Here is a 24,764-nt window from a genome sequence, read left to right as displayed (position 1 = left end):
GGCTATTCAGTCCGCGAGGCTGATCTCGAACGGAATGGGGTTGCGCATGCTGTTGGCCACGGGCGAGTAGAAATTGGCGTGCTGCACGATCTCGTCCAGCACCTCGCGCGGTGCATCGCCTTCCACCAGCACCTTCACGCGGATGGCCTGGAAGCCCATCTCCGGCGGCGTCTTCTGCAATGCGCCACCCGCACCCCAGGCGGCCGGGTTGCCGATGTCGCCTTCCATGAACACCTCGATCTTGCTGAGCTTGACCTGCTTCCAGGTGGCCACAGCCGTGATGCCCACGACCAGGCAGCCGCCCAGGCCCGACAGCACGATTTCGCCCGGAGCCGGCGCCGTGTCCTGGCCGAACAGGTGCAGGGGTTCGTCCACCACCACCGGCGCATGGTTGCCCACATAGCTCAGCGAGCGGTACTGCCCCTCCATCACCGTATGGACCTTGTTGGTACCCCGGCTGGCAGGGTTGTTGCGGCCCTTGTCGGCAAAGGCCATCAGCCCGTCGCGGTCGATGGGGCGCAAGTGCGTGTGCACGGTGGTGACGGGGGCAGAGGGTTCCAGCAGATCGGTGGACATGGTGTTCCTTGGAGAAAGAGAAGGGAATGCAAAAAAAGAAGGACAGGGTTCGCAGCGGGCCACGCCCGCTGCAACAACGCACGGGGCTCAGGCCGCCAGTGCCAGCGCAGGCTTTTTGGGGAACTTGACCAGCGGCAGCCCGCTTTCGATCGGCAACTTGTCGTCGCGCGACCATTCGTTCCACGAGCCGAAGTACATGCGCACATCGGCAAAGCCCGCCTGCTTGAGCGCCAGGAAGGTGTTGGACGCGCGTGCGCCCTTGAAGCAATACAGGTACACCGTGTCCGCCGGGCTGATGCCCGCCGTGGCGCATTCGGCGCGCACTTCGTCGGGCGACTTGAACACCGGACCCTGGGGCGAGGGCTTCATGAAGCGGTACCACTCCAGCCACTTGGCGCCCGGCAGGCGGCCCTTGCGGGGCGCAAAGTCCTTGCCATAAGGGCTGGAGCTGTCGCCAATCCACTCGTCCACATCGCGCACGTCCAGCAGCACGGTGTCGGTGCCCAGGGCTTCGATCACGTCTTCCTTGGTCAGCATCACATCGGTGGTGGCCAGGTTGGTGGGGAAGATGGCCGGGGTGGGCACCACGGCCTCGGTGGAGACGGGCAGCTCTGCCGCCTTCCAGGCCGAGTAGCCGCCATTCAATACCTTGACCTTGGGGTAGCCTAGCCAGGTCAGCAGGTAGTAGCCCCGGCACGACTGGCCGTAGCCGCTGTTGAGCGCGTCTTCATAGAACACGGCCGTCTCGGCACCCGACAGGCCGATGGCGCCCAGGTGCGCGGCAAAGGTGTCTATCAGCTCCTGCAGGCCTTGGGGCGTGGAGGTGGCCAGGTACGTGAAGGTTTCGCGCAGGTTCACCGCGCCGGGGATGTGCCCCAGGGCGTAGGTGTCGGCGTCGCGGGTGTCGATCAGCACCACAGGTTCTGCGGCTTGCAGGGCCAACAGCTGGGTGGGTGAGATGAGGACGGCGTCGGAGGCGGTAGCGGTCACGGTGCTCATGGAAAACCTTTCGGTGCGGTGGTGGGCGGGATGCCTGCCCTCCTTATCGCAACAGGTGTGCCAGAGCTTGTGAATGCAAAGAAATTTGAATGAAATAGGCTGCTAGCGCTTATTGGTAAAGCGCTGGAAGCTATTGATTTGATAGTATTTTGTGCCGACTATCACCAGAGCGCAGCCTGTCCAACGCGGACGCTGAACACTGTGTCTACAAATTGTTGACACAGTGTTGGGCGTCACTTCAAGCCTGCTTTGCGCAGCCGGTAAGCGAACTGCCGGAGCGTCAACCCCAGGCTCTGCGCCGCGCGCGACTGGTTGCCGTGGTGTTCGACCAGCGCGGCCTGCAGCACCTGAACGCTGTGGGACTGGGCCGAGGCGTAGTCGCGCACCAGCGGTGCTGCGGCGATAGGGGTAGACGGCATCTCGGCCTGAATCTGCTGAACGGGCGCCGGTGCGGGTGGCAAAACCACAGCCGCAGCGGGCAGAAACCGGTCCAGCTCGCCACGCGTTACCAGCGTGTCATTGGTCAGCAGCACCAGGCGTTCGATCACATTGCCCAGCTCGCGGATGTTGCCGGGCCAGGGGTGTTCTTCCAGCCGCGCCAGCGCGTCGGGCGACAGGTTCACGTTGCGCTGGTGCGCCTGGTTCGCGCGGCTCACAAAGTGCAGCGCCAGCGCGCGGATGTCCTCGCGCCGCTCGGCCAGCGAGGGCAGATGGATCGGAATCACGTGCAGGCGGTAGTACAGGTCCTGCCGAAAGCGCCCGGCCTCCACATCGGCCGCCAGGTCGCGGTGGGTGGCCGCCACCAGGCGCACGTTGACCTTGACCTCGCGCTGCCCGCCCAGGCGCACCAGCGTGCCCTCCTGCAGCGTGCGCAGCAGCTTGGACTGCAGGGCCAGCGGCAGCTCGCCAATCTCGTCGAGAAAGATGGTGCCGCTGTCGGCCTGCTCGAACCAGCCCGCGCGGGCTGTGCTGGCGCCGGTGAACGCGCCTTTCTCGTAGCCAAACAGTTCGGACTCGAACAGCGCGTCCGGAATGGCCGAGCAGTTGACCTTGATGAAGGGTCGGTCGCGCCGCCCGCTGGCCAGGTGCACGGCGCGTGCGAACAGCTCCTTGCCCGTGCCCGACTGGCCCAGCAGCAGCACGGTGGCCTGGGTTTGCGACACACGCTCCAGCTCGCTCAAGGCCTGCAGCAGCGGTGGCGAGCTGCCAATGAGCCCGTAGCGCGCGCTTTTGGTGTTGAGCGCATTGGCCAGCACGGCGTTGCGCGCCTGCAGCTGCCGCGTCTGCTCGGCCACCAGGGCTTCCAGCTGCAGCAGCTGACCGACCAGCGTGGCCAGCACGCGCAGCACCGCCAGGTCGTCGTTCAGGTGGCGCTGGCGGCTGCGGATGCGGTGGCAGGCCAGCACGCCGATGGGCGCGTTGTTGACCTCGATGGGTAGGGCGATGAAGGCCACCGTCTCGGGCGGCAGCTGGTGGCGCGCCACCGCGCGTGCCAGAAACAGCGGTTCGGCATCAATGTCCTGCACGATGGCTGGTTGCCCCGTGGCCAGCACGCGGCCGGTGATGCCCTCGCCCCAGGCGTACCGCCCGCGCTGCACCTCGGCCTGGGTGAGTCCGTACGCATGCTGGATGGAGGCGGTGCGCGGAGCGCCGGCTGGGGAGGAGGGAGCGTCGTCCACCAGCACGATGCGCCCCCGGTTCAGGCCCAGCAGTTCGCTCATCAGGTGCAGCATCTCGCGCAGCACCAGGCCGGGCGCCAGGCTGCGGCCGATGAGGCGCATCACCTCGCGCATCAGCAGCAGCTCCTGGGCGTGCCAGTCGGTGGGGCTGTGCGAGCGGGCCGTGCTGGAAGGGGAGGGCATGGGCGGTGGGGGCATGTGAGGGCGATTGCAAGTTCTGCGCCCGGGTGCATTAAAGTCGCCTGCGTCCCGCCATTTACCGACTTTTTCACCTTCTCGAAAGCCCCCACCATGACCACCCTCGGAACCCCTCTGTCCCCCCATGCCACCAAAGTCATGCTGCTGGGCTCGGGCGAGCTGGGCAAGGAGGTGCTGATCGCGCTGCAGCGCCTGGGGGTGGAAACCATTGCCGTGGACCGCTACGACAACGCCCCCGGCCAGCAGGTGGCCCACCACGCGCGCACCATCACCATGAGCGACCCGGCCCAGCTCAAGGCGCTGGTCGAAGCCGAACGGCCCCACCTGGTGGTGCCCGAGATCGAAGCCATCGCCACCCCCATGCTCGAAGAGCTGGAAGCCGCGGGCACCGTGCGCGTGATCCCCACGGCCCGCGCAGCGCGCCTGACCATGGACCGTGAAGGCATCCGCGTGCTGGCCGCCGAAACGCTGGGCCTGCCCACCAGCCCCTACAAGTTCTGCAACTCTCTGGAAGAGCTGCAGGCTGCGATTGATGCCGGCATTGGCTACCCCTGCATCGTCAAGCCCGTGATGAGCAGCTCCGGCAAGGGCCAGAGCAAGATCGACGGCCCGGCGGACGTCAAGAAGGCCTGGGACTACGCCATGGCCGGTGGCCGGGTGAGCCACGGCCGTGTGATCGTCGAGGGCTTCATCGACTTTGACTACGAAATCACCCAGCTCACCGTGCGGTCGGTGGGCGCCGACGGCCAAATCACCACCAGTTTCTGCGACCCCATCGGCCATGTGCAGGTGAGTGGCGACTATGTGGAAAGCTGGCAGCCCCACCCCATGCACCCGGCTGCACTCGAGAAGTCGCGCCAGATCGCCAAGGCCGTGACCGACAACCTGGGCGGCCAGGGATTGTTTGGCGTGGAACTGTTCGTCAAGGGCCAGGAGGTCTGGTTCAGCGAAGTGAGCCCCCGCCCGCACGACACGGGCCTGGTCACGCTGTGCACCCAGCACCAGAGCGAGTTCGAGCTGCACGCCCGCGCGATCCTGGGCCTGCCCGTGGACACCAGCCTGCGCAACCCCGGCGCCAGTGCCGTCATCTACGGCGGCGTGGAAGCCCAGGGCATCGTGTTCGATGGTGTGGAAGAAGCCCTGCGCGTGCCGGGCTCCGACCTGCGCCTGTTCGGCAAGCCCGAGAGTTTTGTGAAGCGCCGTATGGGCGTGGCGCTGGCGCGGGCTGAGAATGTGGACACGGCGCGTGCGAACGCCAAGCTGGCGGCGAGCAAGGTCAGGCCCCGCGTGGCCTGATAGCCTGCGGCCGCAGTTGCGGCGGGCCGGTGCGACGACGGCGCTTCTGTGAAGGAGAACCCCCTGTGAGCCTGAGTGCGCGGATCCTGTGGCTGGTGCTGGCAGCCTCTTTGTTGCCTGTGCCGGCCCTGGTGTGGCTGCTGCTGGAGTTCCGGGTGGCCACCACCGGACAGGCGCGCGACCGGCTGGTGGCCCGGGCAGGCATCATTGCCAGCGACCTGGACGACAAGATCGCTGGTACCGGGCAACTCTTGTTTGGCCTTGGGCGCGTACCCCTGCTGGCAGCGGGCGACAAGGCCGCCTGCTCTGATTTCCTGGCAGATGTCCTCAAGGAACATCCCCAGTACACCGGCATCCTCACCATCCAGCCCGATGGCTCCCTGTTCTGTGATTCGCTGCGCAGTGGCCGTACGCTGGACCTGCGGGACCGCAGTTACTTTCAGCGTGCGCTGACGTCCTCCGGGCCGGTGCTGGAAGCGGTCATAGGCCGCCTGACGGGCAAGGGAGTGCTGCAGGTGGCCTACCCTGTGCGCGATGCGGGAGGCGCGTTGCGCTTCATCCTTCTGGCCTCGCTCGACATGCAGGACTACGGGCAGGCCACGGTGCATGCACAGCGCTATGAGCGTATGCATCTGCAGGTATGGAATGCCGACGGTTCGGTGGTCATGGACTTCCGGCGGCCGGAGTTGGCGCCGCTGACCCTGGGGGACGCCGAACGCACTTTCATGTTGCAAGCGGTCGAAGGGCATGCCGTGATGGAGGGGGCCGATGGCGTGCGTCGCGTCTGGGTGCGCGCCCAGTTGCCGCGCGCACAGGGCTCGGATCTGCGTCTGGCCCTGGCTGTGCCCGAGGACGACCTGCGTGGCCCGGTGGAGCGCCAGTTCCGGCGCGCACTGCTGGGGGTGCTGGCACTGGCGGTCATCGTGTTCGTTGCTGCTTTTCTGTTGGTGGAATTTGCGGTGCGCCGTCATGCCATGCGCGCCATCCGCGCCATTGGCCGCATGGATGCTGGCAACTACGCCGAACCCATTGGCACACCCTATCCCCCGGGAGAGCTGGGGCAGGTGGCCCGGGCACTGGACCGGATGGCGGAGTCCCTGCTGCGCCAGCAGCAGTCCATCGCGCTGCACACGGAGACGCTGGAGCGCCAGGCGCGGCGAGACCCCCTGACCGACTTGGCCAACCGCTACAGCCTCACGGAGCGGCTGGACGCGGCGTTGGACCGGGCGCGGGAGCAGGGCCACTGCGTGGCCGTTCTGGCCATGGACCTGGACCGATTCAAAGGAGTGAATGACAGCCTGGGACATGCCCGGGGCGATGCCTTGCTCAAGGAGGTGGCGGCCAGGTTGCAGGGTTGTGTGCGTCCTGGCGATGTGGTGGCCCGGCCGGGTGGGGATGAGTTTGTGGTGGTGCTGCCCGACCTGCCGGACCCGGCGGTGGTGGAGCCCATGGCGCGGCGCATTGTGCGGGCGCTGACCCTGCCTGTGGAGACCGGCACGTCCAGCTGGTTGCTGGGCACCAGCCTGGGCATTGCGGTCTTCCCGCAGGATGGGGACTCTGGCGACCTGTTGTTGCGCAATGCAGACGTGGCCATGTACGACGCCAAGGACCTGGGGGGGAATCGGCTGGCTTTCTTCAGCCCGCACATGACGGAGGTGTTGACGGAGCGCCTGCGGGTGGAGGCGGGCCTGCGCCATGCCATCGAGCACGACGGGCTGCGCCTGCACTATCAGCCCATCATGGATGCGCGGACGGGGCGTGTGTCGTCGGTGGAGGCGCTGGTGCGGTGGGCGGACCCGGAGCGTGGGCTGGTGTCTCCGCTGCAGTTCATCGGCATTGCGGAAGAAACGGGGCTGATCGTGCCCCTGGGCGAATGGGTGCTGAACGAGGCCTGCGCGCAGGCACGTCGGTGGCTGGATGCCGGTTGGGGGGAGATCCCGGTGGCGGTGAATCTCTCGGCCCGTCAGTTCCAGGAGCCCGAGCTGGACCAGGTGGTGGCCCGCGCCTTGCAAAGTACCGTGTGCCCACCCCGGTTGCTGCAATTGGAGATCACTGAAAGCTCGATCATGGAGCCCGTGGAGGAGGCCCTGCAGACCATGCAGCGCCTCACCGCGCTGGGCGTGCAGCTGGCCATCGACGACTTTGGCACCGGATATTCGTCACTGAGCCAGCTCAAGCGGTTTCCGGTGCGCAAGCTCAAGATCGACCGCTCTTTCGTCAACGATCTGGGGAGCAATGACCGGGGCGAAGCACTGGTGGACGCCATCGTGGCCCTGGCGCAAAAGCTGGGCCTGCGCACGGTGGCCGAGGGCGTGGAAACCGACCACCAAGCCCAGTGGCTGGCCCGGCTGGGCTGCGACGAACTGCAGGGTTACCTCTTTTCCCAGCCTTGCGCGCCCCAAGACCTTGAAAACTGGTGGCAGGGCCGGGTGGCAGGCCGTTCCGCTGGCCCTATTCCCGGATCTGCCGCCCCGTGAGCTTGAGGAACAGGTCTTCCAGATTGGCCGGCCGGTGCAGCGTGCGCAGGTGGCCATGCTGCCCCAGCGCCTGCAGCAGCGGCTGGGCGTTCTGGGTGTAGAAAAACACCGTCTCGCCGCTGATCTCCACGCGCGCGGCCAGGGCACGCAGCGCGGCGTCTTCGGACATCTGCACGGCCCCCACGCCGAACACCTCCACCACATCCGGCTCCAGGTGCTGGGCGATCAGCTCGCGCGGGCGGCCTTCCGCAATCTTGCGGCCGTGGTCCAGCACCAGCAGGCGCGAGCACAGGCGCTCGGCCTCGTCCATGAAGTGGGTGGTCAGCAGGATCGACTTGCCTTGCTGCAGCAGCAGTTGCAGGCGCTCCCACATCAGGTGGCGGGCTTGCGGGTCCAGGCCGGTGGTGGGCTCGTCCAGCAGCAGCAGGCGCGGGTTGTTGACCAGCGCGCGCGCCAGCGACAGGCGCCGCTTCATGCCGCCCGACAGCTCGCCCGGCTTGGCGTCGGCCTTGTGGGTGAGGGCTGCGAACTCCAGCAACTGGGGCACACGCTCGTCCATCACCGGGCCCTTCAGGCCGAAGTAGCGGCCGAACACGCGCAGGTTTTCGGCGCAGGTGAAGTCCGGGTCGAGGGTGTCGAACTGCGTGACCACGCCCAGCTGCGCCTTGATGGCCAGCGCATCGCGTGGCATCAGCAGCGGGGCCGTGCCGGGCTGGGGCGTGAAGTGCACTTCGCCCCCGTCTGGCGACGCCAGGCCCAGGCACATGCGGATGGTGGTGGTCTTTCCAGCACCGTTGGGGCCGATGACGCCCAGGCATTCGCCGGGAGCAATCGCGAAGGACACGTCGTCCACCACCGTGGTCTCGCCATAACGTTTGCGCAGGTGCAGAGCTTCAAAAAGTGCGGTCATGGGGCGATTGTGTGCGACGTGGGCATACCCGGTGTTGCGCGCAGTCGTTGTAGCAAAAATCAACACTTAGCGCAGGTGGATAGTGCACTAATTGCTATCAAAAGAGGATCAATTGGCTCATTCCGCTGCGATCAGCCGCCCACGGCCCGCCGTCTTGGCTGCATAGAGGGCGCCGTCGGCACGGGCCATCAGTTCCGCCAGGGCGGCCTCACCGGGCTGCAGGACGGCCATCCCGGCGCTGTAGTCCAGCGCAAAGCCCAGCTCGGCCACACTGGCTGCGTGCAGGCGCCTGCGCAGTCGCCGGTCCAGGGCCAGTCCGGCGGGCTCGCTGTTGTGCAACAGCAGCACACCAAACTCCTCGCCACCCAGGCGGCCGACCAGATCGCCGCTGCGGCAGGTGTCGCCCAGCAGGCGGGCAAACAGTTGCAGGGCGCGGTCCCCGGCCTCGTGGCCATGGGTGTCGTTGACCTGCTTGAAGTGGTCCAGGTCCAGCATCATTGCCGTCATGGGCAACTGATGGCGTGCGGCGTGGGCCAGCAGGCTGCTGCCTTGGGTGGTGAAGCCGCGCCGGTTGAGCACGCCGGTGAGGCCATCGGTCATCGCCAGCGTGCGCAGCTTGTGTTCAGCCTCCGACCGCCAGGCCACCAGCAGGGCGACCGTGCCGAGCACCAGGCTCACGTTGGTGGCCACGGCGGCAGCGAGGTTGACAGGATGGGGAGTGCGAAAGCTGGGGTACTGGTCGGTGAAGGCGCCCAGCATGCCCCGCGCCAACGTGAACGCGGCCGACGTCAGCAGGCAGCCCAGGAGCAGGCTGCGCCAGCGCAGGTTGGCCTCGACCACCGGCGCCAGGGTGGCGCGCGCAACGATGCACAGGATGGTGGCCAATACAAAGTTGGCCCAGCCCACGCGCCAGGCGTAGTGACCAAAGCCCAGGGTGTAGCCCAGTGGGGCGGCTATCACCAGCACCAGCAGCAGGCGGCGCAAGGGACGGGGGCCCAGCCATTCTTCGAGCGCCCGGTACAGCATCCACTGTGCGGCCGCGTTGCAGGCAATCGACACGGTGGAAAGGGTCTGGTCCCACAGGGTGGATGAGGCAATGATGGCCGCCCAGGCCACGGCCTGCAGCAGCATGCTGGCCTGCACATGGCGGGCCGCGCGGCTCACGTCCCGGCCCATGATCAGCGGCAGCGCGGCCGAGATCATGAACAGGTTGGCCGCCATGACCGTCATCAGCGTGAGGAAATCCAGTGGCATACGCAGTGGCCCCGGGGCCTGTGTTTACTGAAAAGCGACCTCGGCAAAGCTGCGCAGCTTGCGGCTGTGCAGGCGGTCCACGCCGCCGTTGCGCAGGATCTCGATGGCGCGCATGCCGATGCGCAGGTGCTGGTCCACCCGCTCGCGGTAGAAGTGGTTGGCCATGCCGGGCAGCTTGATTTCGCCGTGCAGGGGCTTGTCGCTCACGCACAGCAGGGTGCCGTAGGGCACGCGAAAGCGAAAACCATTGGCGGCGATGGTGGCGCTTTCCATGTCCAGCGCCACGGCGCGGCTCTGGCTGAAACGGCGCTGGGGCGTGTTGTCGGGCAGCAGCTCCCAGTTGCGGTTGTCGGTGCTGGCCACGGTGCCGGTGCGCATCACGCGCTTCAGGTCGGCGCCGCTGATCTGTGTGACATCGGCCACGGCCTGCTGCAATGCGAGCTGGATCTCGGCCAGCGCCGGGATGGGCACCCACAGAGGCAGGTCTTCGTCCAGCACGTGGTCCTCACGCACGTAGGCGTGGGCCAGCACGTAGTCGCCCAGCTGCTGGCTGTTGCGCAGGCCCGCGCAGTGGCCCAGCATCATCCAGGCGTGGGGGCGCAACACGGCGATGTGGTCGGTGATGGTCTTGGCGTTGGCGGGGCCTACGCCGATGTTGACCATGGTGATGCCGCTGCTGTCTGCGCGCACGAGGTGGTAGCCGGGCATTTGCGGCAAGCGCGGCGGGGCTACGCCCAGTTCGTCGCCGGGCTGGGCACCCAATCCCACGCGGCGGGTGACCACGTTGCCCGGCTCGATGAAGGCGATGTATTCACTGTCGGGCTTGGCCATCTCGGCGTGGCCCAGGCGCACAAATTCGTCGATGTAGAACTGGTAATTCGTGAACAGCACGAAGTTCTGGAACCACTCGGGCGCCGTTCCCGTGTAGTGGCGCAGGCGGTGCAGCGAGTAGTCCACGCGCGGCGCGGTGAACAGCGACAGCGGCTGGGCCTCGCCTGGGCGGGCCTGCCAGGTGCCGTTGGCGATGCCGTCGTCCATGGCAGCCAGGTCGGGCAGGTCGAACACGTCGCGCATCAGCATGCGGCGCTCGGGCGTCAGCGTGCCCTCGATGTGGTCGTGCTCGGCAAACGAGAAATGGATCGGAATGGGGTGGGCGCTGGTGCCCACTTCCAGCTCCACGTTGTGGCTGGCGCGCAGCAGGCGAAACTGCTCGGCGTAGTAGTGAGCGAACAGGTCGGGCCGGGTGAGGGTGGTTTCGTAGCGCCCAGGGCCTTCCACAAAACCATAGGCCAGCTTGGTGTCGGCCCGCGCCACGGTGGTGGTGTGCACCCGTACAAAGGGGTAGAACGCGCGCACGGCGCCTTCGGGCGTTTCGCCTGCCACAAAACGCTGCATGGCGTCGCGCAGGTGGCCAATCTGTTGCTGGTAAATGCGCTGCACCTGGGCCAGTGCGTCGGCCGGGTCGGTGTGGCGGGTGGGGGCGATGAAGTCGGGGATGAGGGGCATGCCCCTATTGTCCACAAGCCGGGAACGTGTCTGTGTGACGGCACCGGGAAGGGATCGGAAACAGGTTCTTACACCGGCAAATCGCGCATCCAGCGCTGGAGCGCCACGGCATCCAGCGGCACCGACACCACATGCCCCTGGATCAGGTCACACCCCAGGCCCTTGAGCAATTGCACCTGCGCCGGGGTTTCCACCCCTTCGGCCACGGTTTTGAGCTGCAGGCTGCGGGCCATCTGAATGACGGCCGTGACGATGGCCACGTCGTCGGGGTTGCCGGGCGTGTCCACCACAAAAGACCGGTCGATCTTGAGGCTGTCGATGGGGTAGCGCTTGAGGTAGGCCAGCGACGAATACCCTGTGCCAAAGTCGTCGATCGAGATGCCCACGCCCAGCGCTTTGAGGGCATTGAGGGTGTCCAGCACCTGGCCGGTCTGGTGCATGAGCACGGATTCGGTCAGCTCAATCCCCAGGTACTGCGGCGCCAGGCCGGTATCGCGCAGCGCCGCAGCGATTTCGCCAGCGACATCGCGCTGGCGAAATTCGAGGGCCGACAGGTTCACCGCCACGGGCACCAGGGCCAGGCCCTCGTCCTGCCATTCCTTGAGCTGGCGGCAGGCCTCGCGCATCACCCAGCGGCCGATGGGGGTGATGAGGCCGCGCGATTCCGAAAAGGTGATGAACTCGTCGGGCCCCACCAGGCCGCGCTGCGGGTGGCGCCAGCGTACCAGAGCCTCCAGCCCCTGCAGGGAGCCGTCTTCCAGGCTGATCTGGGGCTGGTAGTGCAGCACAAAGGCGTTGTCCACAATGGCCTCGCGCAGAAGGCGCTCGTGCTGCAGCACGTCGATGGCGCTGGCTTCCATGCTCGGGGTGTAGAACTGGCGGTTGCCGCGGCCACTTTCCTTGGCGTGGTGCATGGCTGCATCGGCGCAGCGCAGCAGTGCATCGCCGGTGGTGGCGTGTTGGGGGAACAGGCTGATACCGATGGAGGGGGACACCGTCAGCGGCACCTGGCCCAGGGTGAAAACGCCGTGCATGGACGCCAGCAGCTTGTCGGCCACCCGGGCGGCATCGTCAGGGCCCTGCACATCGGTCAGCACCACCACAAACTCATCGCCGCCCAGCCGCGCCACCACGTCAGCGTCGCGCACGCCCTGGCGCAGGCGTTCGGCCACGTTGCACAGCAGCTGGTCGCCTGCATGGTGGCCCAGCGAGTCGTTCACCGTCTTGAAATGGTCAAGGTTCACAAAAAGCACGGCCGCACGGCCGTGGCGCCTGCGGGCCAGCGACAGCACCTGCGACAGCTGCTCCATCAGGAAGTGGCGGTTGGGCAACTGCGTAAGCGTGTCGTGCAGCGCAATGAAGGCCTCGCGTTCCTGGGCCTGCTTGCGGGCCGTGATGTCACGCACCACCACGATGCGGTAGTCGGCATGGTGCAGTGGCATGGTCTTTCCCACCACCTCCACGGGAATGGCGTGGCCGTCCTTGTGGCGGATGGTCACTTCGTAGGGGTCTTCGCGCCCGGTGCGCGTGTAGTCCAGCGCCACGGCCCTCCATTCCGGACTGATGAAGTGGAAGATGGAAAACCCCACCACCTCCTGCAGCGCATAACCCGTCAGGCGGGTGAGTGCCTCATTGCCGTCGGTGATGATGCCGTCGCGGTGGAACACGATGGCCTCGTCCGTGGCCTCGGTGAACTTGCGCATGCGCTCTTCGCTCTGGCGCACCTGGCGCTCCGCGCGCCAGCGCTCAGTGATGTCGGTGATCAGAACGAACGAGCCCAGCTGCTGCGCGCTGGCGTCAAAGTGCGGGATCAGGTTGACCTCGATCATGCGGGCCTCGCCATTGGGCAAGGTCTGCTCACGTGTGTACTTCACATGTTCGCCGCATGCGGACCGTTCCACATGCGGCTGGATGGCCAGCCAGGCCTTGTCGCCGATGGCCTCCTGCACCGTAAGGCCCAGGATGGATTCGGTCGTGTGGCCGTTGTAGGCGGCATAGCCTTGGTTGGCGAACTGGCAGCACAGGCCGGGCAGGTTGTAGTAGGCCATCAGCGCGGGCACGGAGTCTGCAATCAGCCGCAGCAAAGCATCGCTGGAGCCACGGGGGCCAGGGGTGGGGGCTGCGTTGGTAAGGTCTTGCATGGGCAGGCGCTGATGGGTTTTGTTATAGCCGATAGACCTGACAGCAAGGCTTGGGGCAACTCCCCATGCAAGTTTGCTGCGCGGGTGGGTGGGTTGCGGTGGGTCTTTCTGTCACCATGGGGCATTGCCACAAGAACAAAAGACAGGAAAGGTGCGGGAGTTCCATGCAGGAGTTCGGAGGTTTTTCCTCAGCGCTGGCCGTGCTGGCGAGCGCAGCGGGGTGCGGTTTGCTGATGGGTATTGAGCGCGAGCGTCGCAAAGGGGCGGGGCCCGACCGGGCGCTGGCCGGGGTGCGGTCGTTCACCCTGGCTTCCCTGGGGGGCGCGGCAGCTGCGCTCACGGCGGTTCCTGTGCTGGTGGTGGTGGGGGCCGTGTTGGTAGCGGCCCTCACGGTGGTGGCCTATGCGCGCGACCGCTCTGGCGACCCTGGCGTCACCACCGAGATCGCCTTGTTTCTGGCCTATCTGATCGGGGTGACCTGCGCGCGCGACCAGTTGCTGGCCGCCGCCCTGGCGGTGGTGGTGACGGGGCTGCTGGCGTTGCGGGACGTGTTGCACCAGTTTTCCAACCAGTGGCTGCAGCCCGGCGAGGTGCGCAGCGGGCTCATTCTGGCCGCCTTGGCTTTGCTGGTGTATCCACTGGCCCCCAACACCCCCCTGTGGCAAGGCGTGCTGAACCCGCAGGTGGTGGTGCGCCTGGTCATCGTGCTGCTGGTGATCCAGTCGCTCGCGCACCTGGCCAAGCGACTGATGCAGGCGCGCCATGCCGTGGCGCTGTCGGCGCTGGCCTCCGGGTTTGTGTCGAGCACCGCCACCATCGGCAGCCTGGGTATGGAGGTGCGAGCGGGCCGCGCCACGGCGCGCACCAACGCAGGCGCAGCGGTGCTGTCGTGTGTGGCCACCATGGCCCAGATCGTGGTGGTGGCCGCCACCGTGCAGCCGCAGTGGCTGGCGCGGCTGTGGCTGCCCGCGCTGGTGGGCGCGTGTGTGGCGGCCGCCGTGGGATGGTGGGGCGGGCGCGGCGCGGCGCACCTGTCTGCGAAGGCTACGGACGCCGGTGCGGAGGTGGCGGTTGCTGTACCCCCTGACACCCCCATGTTCAAGCTGCGCGATGCCTTGCTGATTGCAGCTCTGCTCACTGGCATTCAGGCCGGTGTGCAGGGGCTCACGGCGTGGCAAGGCGACGCGGGCATGCTGGCGGGCGCACTGCTGGCGGCCCTGGCCGACGTGCATGCCGCCACGGCGGCCGTGCTGGTGCGCGGCGGCCCGCACAGCGCGGCCGCACCCGCCATCGCGCAGGCCCTGATGGCCGCGCTGCTGGTGCATGCAGGCAGCAAGTGCGCGGTGGCCCTGGCCAGTGGTGGCTGGCGCTACGCGCTGGCTGTGGCACCGGGCGTGCTGGCGCACACCCTGGCTTTTGTGGGGGTGTTGGCCCTGCAGGCATAGCGGCTGGTGAAGGCGGGGCCGGATAATCGGCCCATGACCTCCAAAGAAAACCAAGCCCGCACTGATTTCAGCACGCTGGCCCTGAGCCCCGCCACGCTGGCCAACCTGCAGCAGCTGGGCTATACCACCATGACCCCCATCCAGGCGGCCAGCCTGCCGCCCGCGCTGCTGGGTAAGGACCTGATCGCCCAGGCCAGCACCGGCAGCGGCAAGACCGCCGCGTTTGCCCTGGCCCTGCTGGCCAACCTCAACCCCCGCCGTTTTGCGGTGCAGGCGCTGGTGCTGTGCCCCACGCGCGAGCTGGCCGACCAGGTGACCACCGAGATCCGCCGCCTGGCGCGGGCCGAAGAAAACATCAAGGTCGTGACCCTGTGTGGCGGCGTGCCGCTGCGCGCCCAGACACTGAGCCTGGAGCATGGCGCGCACATCGTGGTGGGCACGCCCGGCCGCGTGATGGACCACCTGGAGCGCCAGCACCTGTCGCTGGAAGCGCTCAACACCCTGGTGCTCGATGAGGCCGACCGCATGCTCGACATGGGCTTCTTCGACGACATCGTCGTGGTGGCCAAGCAGTGCCCCAAGGAGCGCCAGACGCTGCTGTTTTCGGCCACGTACCCCGAGGGCATCGCCAAGCTCAGCGCCCAGTTCATGAAGTCGCCCGAGCAGATCACGGTGCAGGCCCAGCATGCCGAAGGCAAGATCGAGCAGCGCTGGTACGAGGTGAAAAACAGCGAGCGCCTGCACACGGTGTCGCAGCTGCTCAACCACTTCCGCCCAGAATCGTCCATCGCCTTTTGCAACACCAAGCAGCAGTGCCGCGACCTGGTGGGGGTGCTGCAGGCCCAGGGCTTCAGCGCGCTGGCGCTGTTTGGCGAGCTGGAACAACGTGAGCGTGATCAGGTGCTGGTGCAGTTTGCCAACCGCAGTTGCTCGGTGCTGGTGGCCACCGACGTGGCCGCGCGGGGCCTCGACATTGCCAACCTGGCCGCCGTGATCAACGTGGATGTGACGCCCGACCCCGAGGTGCACATCCACCGCATTGGCCGCACCGGCCGGGGCGATGCCGACGGCCTGGCGCTGAACCTGGCCAGCCTGGACGAGATGGGCTCCGTGGGCAAGATCGAGCAACTGCAGGGCCGCGAGTCGCGCTGGTTCCCGGTGGCGGACCTCACGCCCACGGGCAGCGGCCCGCTGGTGCCGCCCATGGTCACCATCCAGATCATCGGTGGCCGCAAGGAAAAGATCCGTGCGGGCGACGTACTGGGCGCGCTCACGGGCGAGATGGGCTACACCCGCGAGCAGATCGGCAAGATCAATGTGAACGACTTCTCGACCTACGTGGCGGTGGACCGCGCCATTGGCGCGCAGGCCGCGCAGCGCCTGAACCAGGGCCGCGTGAAGGGCAAGACCGTGAAGGCGCGGCTCGTCACGGACTGAGAGGCTGAGAGTCTTTTATCCATGCCCGCCTTGCACGCGAAAACGCCCCGGCTCGTCGTTGCAAATGCTCGCCATAGCCCGAGCTATGGCTGTGCTTTGCGCATAGATCCGAGGCGTTTTCGCGCGCTTTTCGGGCGCGGCTAAAAAACTCTCAGCCTCTGAGGCGCTCACGTGGGGCCAGCGCCGCTGCGCGGAGGCTGGCTGCGCTGGTGGCAGGTGAAAGTTTGGGTGAAAAATGCCGCCAGCGCTTGATGGGTGTCATTTGTTGCTATCTGTTTGATAGCGACCAGGTTCTGCCCGGCGGCGGATCATTTCCGCAGCTGTTTTTTCACGCCGCCTGTGACATCTACGCATTGCATCAAGACCTATAGAGGACTATAGTTCTTGGCATGACCACATCCCACAAAGTTGTTGCCTTTGACAGTGCCCCGGGCCTGAGCCGCTACGCCGCCCTGGCCGCCGCCCTGCGTGCCCGCGTGGTGGCAGGGGAGTGGCCACCCGGCTCGGCCCTGCCGGCAGAAAGCCTGCTGGCCACCGAGCACCAGGTGGCGCTGGGCACCATGCGCCGAGCGCTGGAACTCCTGGTGGCGCAAGGCCTGGTGGAACGCATACACGGCCGGGGCACCTTTGTGCGCCAGGGGATTGCCGGTGCGTCGATGCTGCGCTTTTTTAGGTTTGACAGTGGCAGTGGCGAAATGCCACGCTCGCGCATCCTGTCACGCCAGCGCGTGGCGGCCCCGGCCGCCGTGGCCCGCAGGCTGGGCTTGGCCACGGGCGAGATGGTGCTGCGGCTGCAGCGTTTGCGCCTGCTGGCCGACCAGCCCTGTCTGCTGGAAGAGCTGTGGTTGCCGCTGGATGTGTTTGCTCCCCTGGCTGAAGGCAGCACCGCCGAATGGGACGATCTGCTGTACCCCATGTTCGCGCGGCGCTGCGGCGTGCATGTGCACCGTGCCGTGGACGACATTGGTTTTGCCGTGCTGACGGCCGCTCAGGCCATCCCCCTGGGGCTGGCCGCAGGCCATCCGGGCGTGGTGGTGCAACGGGCCGCCTACGACCTGGGCGGGCGCTGCGTCGAATGGCGCACCACGCGCGGCGATGCCCATGCCTTTCACTACACCGTGACCATTACATGAACGACAACCGCGGGGGTGTCCGTGGCCTGCCAAGCCAGTTCACACCCCCTGCTGGACTTGGGGCGCCAGCTTCCTGCGTGTCCCCCTGAACGCCTGAAAACTCAACCAAGGAGACCTGTATGCCCCATCTGTCCGATCCTCTGAACCCCCCTGGTCTATCGCGCCGCGCGGCGCTGGCTGCTGTGGGCGCCACCTTGGCCGCCCCCTGGGTGCACACCCGCGCCGCGGGCGTGGGCGGCGGACGCACCGTGACCCTGGTTGTCTCTTACCCGGCAGGCGGCGGTGCCGACCTGATGGCCCGCATCATCGCGCCCCGCATGGCCGAGGCGCTGGGGCAAGGCGTGGTGGTGGACAACAAGCCCGGCGCCAGCGGCCAGCTGGCCGCATCGGCCGTGGCCCGCGCCACGCCGGATGGCACCACACTGCTGCTCGATGCATCGTCGTTCGCCGTCAATCCATCGCTCTACCCCAAGCTGCCCTACGACAGCAACACGGCCTTTGTGCCACTGGCCGTGTTGGCGACCTTTCCGAACGTGCTGGTGTGCCACCCGGGCTTCGGTGTCAATTCCGTCAAGGAAGTCATCGCACGCGCCAAGGCCAAGCCCGAGGACGTGGCCTATGCGTCGTCCGGCAATGGTTCGGCCCAGCATCTGGCGGGGGCGTTGTTTGAAGAGCGCACGGGCGTGCGGCTGTCCCACATTCCCTACCGTGGGGGCGGCCCTGCCATGAACGACGTGATGGGCGGCCAGGTGCCGCTGTTTTTTGCCAATGTGGCCTCGTCCCTGGGCCACATCCAGGCGGGCAAGCTGCGGCCGCTGGCAGTGACCAGCGCCGTGCGCGCCCGTTCGCTGCCCGATGTGCCCACCATGGCGCAGGCCGGTGTCGCCGATTACGAAGTGCTGGAGTGGAACCCCGTGCTGGCTCCGGCGGGCATTGCGCCCGAGGTGCGCACGCAGCTGGTCAACGCCATCCGCAAGGCGCTGGCAGACCCTGAGGTGCTGGGCCGCATCCGCGCGCTGGGCGGCGATGCCTTTCCCGATGCCACCCAGGCCAGTGCGGGCAAGTTCATCCAGGCCCAGCAAGTGCAGTGGGGCAAGGTCATCCGTGAGCGCAAGATCGTGGTGGGCTGACCCATGGGTGCGCTGGCCACATCCACACCGTTGCGGGAAGCCCTGGAGGGATGGGACACGCACGTCCATGTGTTTGATGCCGCAGCCCCGGTCCAGGCCGGGCACTACCAGCCTGCGCACCAGCCTCTCGAACGCATTGAGGCAGAAGCCGCGAAGCTGGGCGTGGGCCACCTCGTGTTGGTGCAGCCCAGTGTGTATGGCACCGACAACCGGCTGGTGCTCGACGCCCTGGCGCGCGAACCGGGTCGGCACCGCGCGGTGGTGGTGGTGGATACCGACATTGCCGACAGCGAACTGCACACCATGCACGCACTGGGCGTGCGCGGCGTGCGTTTCAATCTGGTGTCCCCCGTGGGCAACGGGGCACAGGCCATGCAGGCGCTGGCGCCCCGCCTGAAGGCGCTGGGCTGGCATGTGCAGTGGTATGCGGCACCCGCCCAACTGGCGCAGATTGCCCAGCTGCATGCGCAAACGGGGCTGCCCTGTGTGCTGGACCATCTGGCGGGGATGCACGCCGCCTTGGCGCAGGACGATGCGGCCTGGCAGGCGCTGGCAAGGCTGGCCGACCTGGGGGCATGGGTCAAGCTGTCGGGCTGGTACCGCCTGCAGGCCGTGGCCCCCTACGCCGAACTGCACGGCGCGATCCGCCGCGTGGCAGGGCTGATGGGTGAGCGGCTGGTGTGGGGTTCGGACTGGCCCCATACGGCGTTTGCTCCGCACGCCATGCCCGCTTACGCGAGTGTGTGGGAGCCGGTGGTGGATGCCCTGGGCTCGGCGCGCGCCGACAAGGTGCGCATGGCGGGCGCCGAGCTGTACCGCTGAAGCGAAGTGCGTATGGGGGCATTGGCATGGGTGCTTCCCGCACCCGCCGTCTCTTTACCTGGCGCCTGCCGTTTCCAGCATCCGCACCATTTCGCTGAAGCCGCGCTGCCGTGCAAGTTGGAGCGGCGTGTTGCCCTGCCGGTCGGTCAGCGTTTGGCTCGCACCCGCCCGCAACAGGGCTTGCAGGGTGGCTTGGTGGCGCGGGCCGCCGTTGCCCAGCACGATGGACTCGATGAGCGCCGTCCAGTGCAGGTTGTTCACATGGTCCAGCGGCGCGCCAGCGGCGATCAGCTGGCGCACCACGCCGTCGTGCCCCAGGTGGGCAGCGGCGATGAGCGCCGTGCCTTCGTAGCGGCTGGTCACCTGTTTGGCGCTGGCGCCCAGTTGCAGCAGCACGCGCAGCGTGGCCTCGTCGTCGGCCACGGCGGCAATGGTCACGGCGTCGTAACGGTCGTTTTCCAGCAGATCCAGGCCAGCGCCCGCTTTGGCAAGGGCGCGGATCGCTTCGGCCTGCCGCGCGTAGGTGGCCACATGCAGCGGTGTGCGACCGTAAGCGTCGCGGGCGTTCAGGTCACCCTTTGCGGCAATCAGCTTGTTCAACGTCGGCATGTCGCCCCACGCCGCAGCGGCATGCAGGCCCTGGTAGGCCGCTGTTTCGGCCGCCGTGGGAGGCACCTGGGCCTGGGCCGTGGTGGCACAGGCCAGTGCAGCGGCCAGTGTGAATACAAGGTTCCAGTGCTTCACGGGTGTCTCCGATGGCGTGCGTTGCAGGTGTGGGCGGGGGGTTACTTCAGCAGATCCTGCACCTTGGCGATGCCGGCCACGGCGCATTGCTCGTCCAGGTGGCCGCCTGGTGCGCCGCCCACGCCCACGGCGCCGATGACTTCGTTACCCACCTTCACCGGCACGCCGCCGCCCAGCAGCAGGTAGCCAGGGATGTTCACCAGGTTGGCAGCAGCAGGGTTTTTCTGCGCGCCTTCCATCATGGCCAGCGTGGTGTTCTTGGCCGATGCCGAGGTGTAGGCCTTCAGGCGGCTGGCTTCCAGCGTGTGGGGGCCTGCGTTGTCGGCGCGGTGCACGGCGCGCACGGTGCCTGCGCGGTCCACCACGGTGGCGGTCACGTTGTAGCCGTTGGCGCTGCAGGTGGCGACGGTTTGCGCGGCGATCTGCGTGGCCAGGTCCAGCGAGATGTTCTTTTCGGTGCGTACGCCTTCGGCGCTGGCCGCTGTGGCGACCAGGGACAGGGTGAGGGCGGCGATGGTGGCGAGGCGGTTTTGCATGGTGTTCTCCGGTGTTTTTGACGTCGGCACCACCCGTTGTGGCGCCGTGGGAGAACTGTAGAGAACGCTGCGGTTTTCAGCCATTCGGGCGGCTACGCGCGGGCCTCCGTAAAACTACGGAAGGCCTTGGCAAAGCAGCTCAGGATGCCGCATCCACCAGCGCCGCATACCGCCGTATCAGCTGCGCCAGCGACTCCGCCCCCAGCTTGCCAAACAGGTTGGCGCGGTGCGTTTCCACCGTGCGGGGCGACAGTGCCAGCGCGCGCCCGATCTCCTTGTTGGTCAGGCCCTCCACGATCAAGCCCAGCACCTCGCGCTCGCGGGCCGACAGTTGCGCGAAGCGCTCGCGCGCCTGCTGGTCGGCCTGGTGGCGCTCGCGGGATCGCACATGCTGGCGCACGGCGTTCTGCAGGGCTTCGATCAGCACTTCGTCGTCCACCGGTTTTTCCAGAAACTCCGCCGCCCCGGCCTTGAACGCGCGGCGGCACATCTCCACCGTGCCGTGGCCGGTCAGCAGGATCATGGGCTGGTCCACGCCCTGCGCGAGCAGCTGCTCCAGCACCGTGAGGCCGCTGATGCCGGGCATGCGCACATCGAGCACGATGGCGCCGATGCTGGCGCGGTCAAACCCCGCCATGAAGGACTGCGGGTCGGCCCAGGCCTGTACGCGCAGGCCCACGGTGCTGATGAGCAGGGAGAGGCTGTCGCGCACGGCGGCATCGTCGTCCACCAGGTGGATCAGGGGCGAGAGGGATTGCGCGTTATCGGTCATGGGCGGGCGGTGCGGTGGGCAGGGTCAGCACAAACTCTGCGCCCCGTAGGTCTTGGGCTGGCGCAGTGGCCTCAGGCGCCAGGGCCAGCTGCGCGCCCATGGCCTGCGCCAGGCTGTCGCACAGTGTCAGGCCCAGTCCCAGCCCGCCCGTGCGTGTGGTGTAGAACGGCTCGAACAGCCGCTGGCGTGCCTCGGGTGGTATGCCCGGGCCGTGGTCGCGCACCGACAGGGCCACGTGCCCGGTATCGGTGCGCGCCAGGGCAATGTGCAGCTGGCGTTCGGTGGCTGGCACCTGTTCCAGCGCCTGCAATGCATTCATCAGCAGGTTGTGGATGATCTGCTGCAGGGCCACAGGCTCGGCCAGCACGGTGGGCAGGTCGGGGGCGGTGGTCACGCTGGGCACCACACCCCGCTGGGCCAGCTCGGGCTCCAGCAGGTGCAGCGCGTCGTGCACGGCCATGGGCAGCGCCAGCGGCTGGGCCTGGCCTGCCAGGTCGGGGCGCTCCACCAGGCGGCGCAGGCGACCCACCACAGTGGAAGCGCGGCGTGCCTGCTCCACCGCACGGGCCATGGCCATCTGGGCAGTGTCGAGGTCGGGCGGTTCATCGGCCAGCAGGCGTTGGGCGGCCTGGGTGCTCGACAACAGGGCCGTCAGTGGCTGGTTCAGCTCGTGCGCCATGCCGGCGGCCAGCTCGCCCAGTGTGTTCAGGCGTGCCACCTGGCCCAGGCGCAGCAGCTCTTCGGCCCGCTGGCGGGCCACGCGCTGGCGCCACAGTGCGCGGCCTGCAGCCCACAGCGCAGCGGTCAGCACGCACCAGCCCAGCATGCCCCACCACGGCAGCTCGTGCAGGCCCACGCTGCGGCGGGCCACCACGTCCAGCGGCTGGCTTTGTGCCGCCAACAGCTTGTGAAACTCGTAGGTGCGGCTCCAGGCGCCCACGTCGGATCGGCCCGGCTGTACGACGAAAGCCTCGCCATCGCGCTCCAGCGTCACACGCACGGGGCTGGTGGACCTGTCCATGGGCCACTCGTCCATGGGAATGGTGCTGCGCAGGTCGATGTGCAGTGCGTAGCTGGCGGGCGTGCCTGCCAGCACGAGGTGATAGCGGCCTGCGGGCAGGTTCAGCCCTGCCATGGCCGCATGGCCGGTGCGGCGTGAGGAGGCTTCAGCGGCCGCCAGTTCTGCCTGCAGTGCGGGGGGCCAATCACTCTGCGCTGTGCGCTGCAGCACCGCCAGAATTTGCGGGTAGACCGAAGGCAGGCGGGGCAGGGGGGATGCGGCGTCGGTGCTGTTGCTCGCTGCAGCGGTGGGCTGCAGCAACGCCAGCGTGGCCATGATGGCATCGTGCTGCACCACACGCTGGCTCAGTAGCCGGTGCACGATGCGCGCGTCGGTCTCGAACGCTGCGTGCAGCTGCTGCAAACGCGCGACGGCCAGCCAGCTGGCGCCCGCGCATGCGACCACGGCCCAGAGCAGCAGGCTGGGGAGATGCAGGGTGCGGTACGAGGGAAGGCGGCGGCGCCATGCCGGGGTCATGCGCGGATTCTGGCATGGGGGCTTGCGCGGGACGCGCTTCGCCCAAGGTAGCGCTGCCTGAGCAAACGGCGTAAAGCGGGTCTTAAGGCCGCTCTGGTGTAATTCCGGCTCGGTTCTTCAGCGCTGCTCCTCCAATACCTCCACCCATGTCCAACCCTGCTCCAAAGCCTCACCAATGACTCACACCCCGCAACCTGCTGTGGGCGTCTATTGCGGTGGCGGGGATCACCATCGCGCTCAAGACGCTGGCCTGGGTGGTCACTGGCTCGGTGGGCCTGCTGTCGGATGCGATGGAGTCGTTTGTCAACCTGGCCAGCGCCATGTTTGCGCTGGCCATGGTGACCGTGGCGGCGCGGCCTGCGGATGACGACCACCCCTATGGCCACCACAAGGCTGAGTATTTTTCGTCAGGGTTCGAAGGCATCCTCATCGTGGGGGTGTCGGCGGGCATCCTGTGGGCGGCCGGGCACCGGCTGATGGACCCGCAGCCCATCGAACAGCTGGGCTGGGGCCTGGGCCTGTCGGTGCTCAGTTCGGCGCTCAATGGCTTTCTCGCGTGGCTCATGTTCCGCTCGGCCCGCGAGTACCGCTCCATCGCGCTGGAGGCCGATGCGCGTCATCTCGTCACCGACGTGTGGACCTCGGCCGGTGTGCTGGTGGGCATTGCGGGCGCGGCCCTCACGGGCTGGCTGTGGCTGGATGCGCTGGCGGCGATTGCCGTGGCGCTGAATATCCTGAAAGAGGGCGTGGAGCTGGTGTGGCGATCCTCCCAGGGCCTCATGGATTCAGCGGTAGAGCCCGAGGTGCAGGCCACCATCGACGCCACGTTGCAGCAGTTTGTGCTATCGCAGGCGCCCGGTGCCGTGCGGTTTGACCATGTCTCCACCCGCCGTGCGGGCCAGCGCCAGTTTGTGGACATGCACCTGCACATGCCCGCCGACTGGACCCTGCGGCACGCCGCCGAACTGCGCGGCCAGGTCGAGCGCGCGCTGATGACCGCCGTACCCGGCCTGCGCGCCACCATCGAGCTGCTGCCCACCGATGTGGAAGCGCATTTCGACGACCCCCGTGACGATTTGAAGGATGCCGTGAAGTGATCAGCGTATTGCAGCGTGTGCGCGAAGCGCGCGTGGAGGTGAACGGGCAGACCGTGGGAGCCATCGGCGCAGGCCTGCTGGTGCTGGTGTGTGCCGAACGCGGTGACACGGAGATGGAGGCCGACAAGCTGCTGGCCAAGATCCTCAAGCTGCGCATTTTTTCGGACGCCGCAGGCAAGATGAACCAGAGCGTGCAGGACACCGGTGGCGGCCTGCTGCTGGTCAGCCAGTTCACGCTGGCGGCAGACACCACCGGCGGCAACCGCCCCAGCTTCACCCAAGCGGCTGCACCCGATGAGGGGCGGCGGCTGTACGACTATGTGGTTGCCCAGGCGCGCAAGGTGCACCCCAAGGTGGCCACGGGCCAGTTTGCCGCCGATATGCAGGTGCACCTCATCAATGACGGCCCGGTGACCATCCCGCTGCGGATGGCGCCTTCGCTGGCGACAGCGGCGGCTGGCTGAACGCGTGGGCTGGCCTCGGCCCGCAGCTGGCCGTGGGGTTGTCCGCACGGCGACGACGCGCGGGTGGCAAATTCTGTAGGCTCGGGCACGTGCGTTCCGTTCTTCTGTTCTTGTGATGCGGTGCGCACTCCGCCGTATACCCGCCGCGCGCCCACTGCCAGCCCTGCTTCACCCGTGACCCAAGCCGCCCCCGCTGTCCTGCCTGATCCGCCCTCGCCACGCCGCGCCCTTTGGGTGATGTACCTGTGCCTGTTGTCGGCCTTTGCGCTGAGTCAGGCTTACCGCACCGTGACGAGCATCATCGCCGCAGGGCTGCAGGCGGACTTTGGCATTTCGCCGGACTCGCTGGGCGCGTTTGCCGGCCTGTTTGGCCTGTCGTTTGGCGTGACCCAGCTCCTCATGGGCATCGGCATGGACCTGTACGGCCTGCGCCGCACGGTGCTGGTGGCTTTCCCGTTGGCGGGGCTGGGGGCCGCGGTATCAGCCCTCGCGCCCGGCTATGGCTGGCTGATGGTGGGCCAGCTGCTGATCGGTGTGGGCTGCTCTCCCGCCTTCCTGGCTTGTACCGTCTTCGTTTCGCGCCACTTTCCTGCGCAGCGCTTCGCCTTCTT

General features: G+C 67.4%; 21 protein-coding genes. 10 read left to right on the top strand and 11 right to left on the bottom strand.

What is annotated here, in order from left to right; all coding sequences use genetic code 11:
• Window positions 1–6 precede the first annotated feature (6 nt).
• The 3 genes from NFX52_RS15845 to NFX52_RS15835 form a co-directional block, all read right to left on the bottom strand.
• A complete protein-coding gene (locus tag NFX52_RS15845; RefSeq protein WP_055396340.1) occupies window positions 7–576 on the bottom strand; it encodes an OsmC family protein in 570 nt (189 codons plus the stop codon).
• A gap of 87 nt (window positions 577–663) precedes the next feature.
• Window positions 664–1,575 (bottom strand): sulfurtransferase, encoded by a 912-nt coding sequence (locus NFX52_RS15840; RefSeq protein WP_055396342.1) that lies wholly within the window; start codon window positions 1,573–1,575, stop codon window positions 664–666.
• A gap of 233 nt (window positions 1,576–1,808) precedes the next feature.
• The gene (locus NFX52_RS15835) at window positions 1,809–3,437 is read right to left on the bottom strand and encodes a sigma-54 interaction domain-containing protein (RefSeq protein ID WP_055396344.1); all 1,629 of its coding nucleotides are present in this window, start codon (window positions 3,435–3,437) and stop codon (window positions 1,809–1,811) included.
• Between the two features lie 108 nt (window positions 3,438–3,545).
• Here NFX52_RS15835 and purT point away from each other — a divergent pair, with 108 nt between their 5' ends.
• Both purT and NFX52_RS15825 read left to right on the top strand, forming a co-directional pair.
• Entirely contained in the window at window positions 3,546–4,748 is a 1,203-nt protein-coding gene (purT, locus tag NFX52_RS15830; protein ID WP_055396346.1) for a formate-dependent phosphoribosylglycinamide formyltransferase, read from the top strand.
• 65 nt (window positions 4,749–4,813) lie between these two features.
• Window positions 4,814–7,225, top strand: a complete 2,412-nt coding sequence (locus NFX52_RS15825) for a putative bifunctional diguanylate cyclase/phosphodiesterase (protein WP_055396348.1) — start codon at window positions 4,814–4,816, stop codon at window positions 7,223–7,225.
• Here the strand turns inward: NFX52_RS15825 and NFX52_RS15820 are convergent.
• The 4 genes from NFX52_RS15820 to NFX52_RS15805 all read right to left on the bottom strand — a co-directional run bounded on the left by NFX52_RS15820 (window position 7,200) and on the right by NFX52_RS15805 (window position 13,036).
• On the bottom strand, window positions 7,200–8,135 hold the full coding sequence (locus NFX52_RS15820; RefSeq protein ID WP_055396350.1) for an ATP-binding cassette domain-containing protein: 936 nt from the start codon (window positions 8,133–8,135) through the stop codon (window positions 7,200–7,202). The two genes, NFX52_RS15825 and NFX52_RS15820, sit on opposite strands and share 26 nt — an antisense overlap.
• 117 nt (window positions 8,136–8,252) lie before the next feature.
• Window positions 8,253–9,389: a GGDEF domain-containing protein gene (locus tag NFX52_RS15815; protein WP_055396352.1), complete on the bottom strand. Its 1,137-nt coding sequence runs from the start codon at window positions 9,387–9,389 to the stop codon at window positions 8,253–8,255.
• A gap of 24 nt (window positions 9,390–9,413) precedes the next feature.
• Window positions 9,414–10,895 (bottom strand): AMP nucleosidase, encoded by a 1,482-nt coding sequence (locus NFX52_RS15810; protein WP_055396354.1) that lies wholly within the window; start codon window positions 10,893–10,895, stop codon window positions 9,414–9,416.
• 68 nt (window positions 10,896–10,963) lie between these two features.
• Entirely contained in the window at window positions 10,964–13,036 is a 2,073-nt protein-coding gene (locus NFX52_RS15805; protein ID WP_207401908.1) for a putative bifunctional diguanylate cyclase/phosphodiesterase, read from the bottom strand.
• A gap of 164 nt (window positions 13,037–13,200) precedes the next feature.
• Between NFX52_RS15805 and NFX52_RS15800 the strand changes: the two genes are divergently transcribed.
• The 5 genes from NFX52_RS15800 (at window position 13,201) to NFX52_RS15780 (ending at window position 19,003) form a co-directional block, all read left to right on the top strand.
• The gene (locus tag NFX52_RS15800; protein WP_207401909.1) at window positions 13,201–14,481 is read left to right on the top strand and encodes an MgtC/SapB family protein; all 1,281 of its coding nucleotides are present in this window, start codon (window positions 13,201–13,203) and stop codon (window positions 14,479–14,481) included.
• A 33-nt stretch (window positions 14,482–14,514) separates the two neighbouring features.
• Window positions 14,515–15,918 (top strand): ATP-dependent RNA helicase DbpA, encoded by a 1,404-nt coding sequence (gene dbpA / locus NFX52_RS15795; RefSeq protein WP_055396360.1) that lies wholly within the window; start codon window positions 14,515–14,517, stop codon window positions 15,916–15,918.
• A gap of 389 nt (window positions 15,919–16,307) precedes the next feature.
• Window positions 16,308–17,051 (top strand): GntR family transcriptional regulator, encoded by a 744-nt coding sequence (locus NFX52_RS15790; protein WP_055396362.1) that lies wholly within the window; start codon window positions 16,308–16,310, stop codon window positions 17,049–17,051.
• 119 nt (window positions 17,052–17,170) lie between these two features.
• Window positions 17,171–18,181 (top strand): tripartite tricarboxylate transporter substrate binding protein, encoded by a 1,011-nt coding sequence (locus NFX52_RS15785; RefSeq protein WP_055396364.1) that lies wholly within the window; start codon window positions 17,171–17,173, stop codon window positions 18,179–18,181.
• A gap of 3 nt (window positions 18,182–18,184) precedes the next feature.
• Window positions 18,185–19,003 (top strand): amidohydrolase family protein, encoded by an 819-nt coding sequence (locus NFX52_RS15780; RefSeq protein WP_055396366.1) that lies wholly within the window; start codon window positions 18,185–18,187, stop codon window positions 19,001–19,003.
• 54 nt (window positions 19,004–19,057) lie between these two features.
• Here NFX52_RS15780 and NFX52_RS15775 read toward each other — a convergent pair whose 3' ends face one another.
• From NFX52_RS15775 to NFX52_RS15760, 4 genes are all read right to left on the bottom strand, one after another.
• A complete protein-coding gene (locus NFX52_RS15775; protein WP_055396368.1) occupies window positions 19,058–19,747 on the bottom strand; it encodes an ankyrin repeat domain-containing protein in 690 nt (229 codons plus the stop codon).
• 41 nt (window positions 19,748–19,788) lie between these two features.
• Entirely contained in the window at window positions 19,789–20,283 is a 495-nt protein-coding gene (locus NFX52_RS15770) for a GlcG/HbpS family heme-binding protein (protein WP_156358653.1), read from the bottom strand.
• A gap of 139 nt (window positions 20,284–20,422) precedes the next feature.
• Window positions 20,423–21,055: a response regulator transcription factor gene (locus tag NFX52_RS15765; protein WP_055396370.1), complete on the bottom strand. Its 633-nt coding sequence runs from the start codon at window positions 21,053–21,055 to the stop codon at window positions 20,423–20,425.
• Window positions 21,045–22,592 carry a sensor histidine kinase gene (locus NFX52_RS15760; RefSeq protein ID WP_055396372.1) on the bottom strand — a complete coding sequence of 516 codons (1,548 nt, stop codon included), beginning with the start codon at window positions 22,590–22,592 and terminating at the stop codon, window positions 21,045–21,047. Before NFX52_RS15760 ends, NFX52_RS15765 begins: the two co-directional genes overlap by 11 nt.
• A gap of 194 nt (window positions 22,593–22,786) precedes the next feature.
• On the opposite strand from NFX52_RS15760, the gene NFX52_RS15755 reads away from it, so the two are divergent.
• From NFX52_RS15755 to NFX52_RS15745, 3 genes are all read left to right on the top strand, one after another.
• The gene (locus NFX52_RS15755) at window positions 22,787–23,689 is read left to right on the top strand and encodes a cation diffusion facilitator family transporter (RefSeq protein ID WP_156358654.1); all 903 of its coding nucleotides are present in this window, start codon (window positions 22,787–22,789) and stop codon (window positions 23,687–23,689) included.
• Complete coding sequence (gene dtd, locus NFX52_RS15750) at window positions 23,686–24,153, top strand: D-aminoacyl-tRNA deacylase (RefSeq protein WP_055396374.1); 468 nt, start codon at window positions 23,686–23,688, stop codon at window positions 24,151–24,153. Before NFX52_RS15755 ends, dtd begins: the two co-directional genes overlap by 4 nt.
• A 174-nt stretch (window positions 24,154–24,327) precedes the next feature.
• Window positions 24,328–24,764, top strand: a 437-nt coding sequence (locus NFX52_RS15745) for an MFS transporter (protein WP_252635723.1), incomplete at its 3' end; no start/stop codon positions are given.

It is taken from the genome of Acidovorax facilis (assembly GCF_023913775.1).
In the GTDB taxonomy this organism is placed as follows: Bacteria; Pseudomonadota; Gammaproteobacteria; order Burkholderiales; family Burkholderiaceae_C; genus Acidovorax; species Acidovorax facilis.
This window is presented reverse-complemented; position numbering and strand designations above follow the sequence as displayed.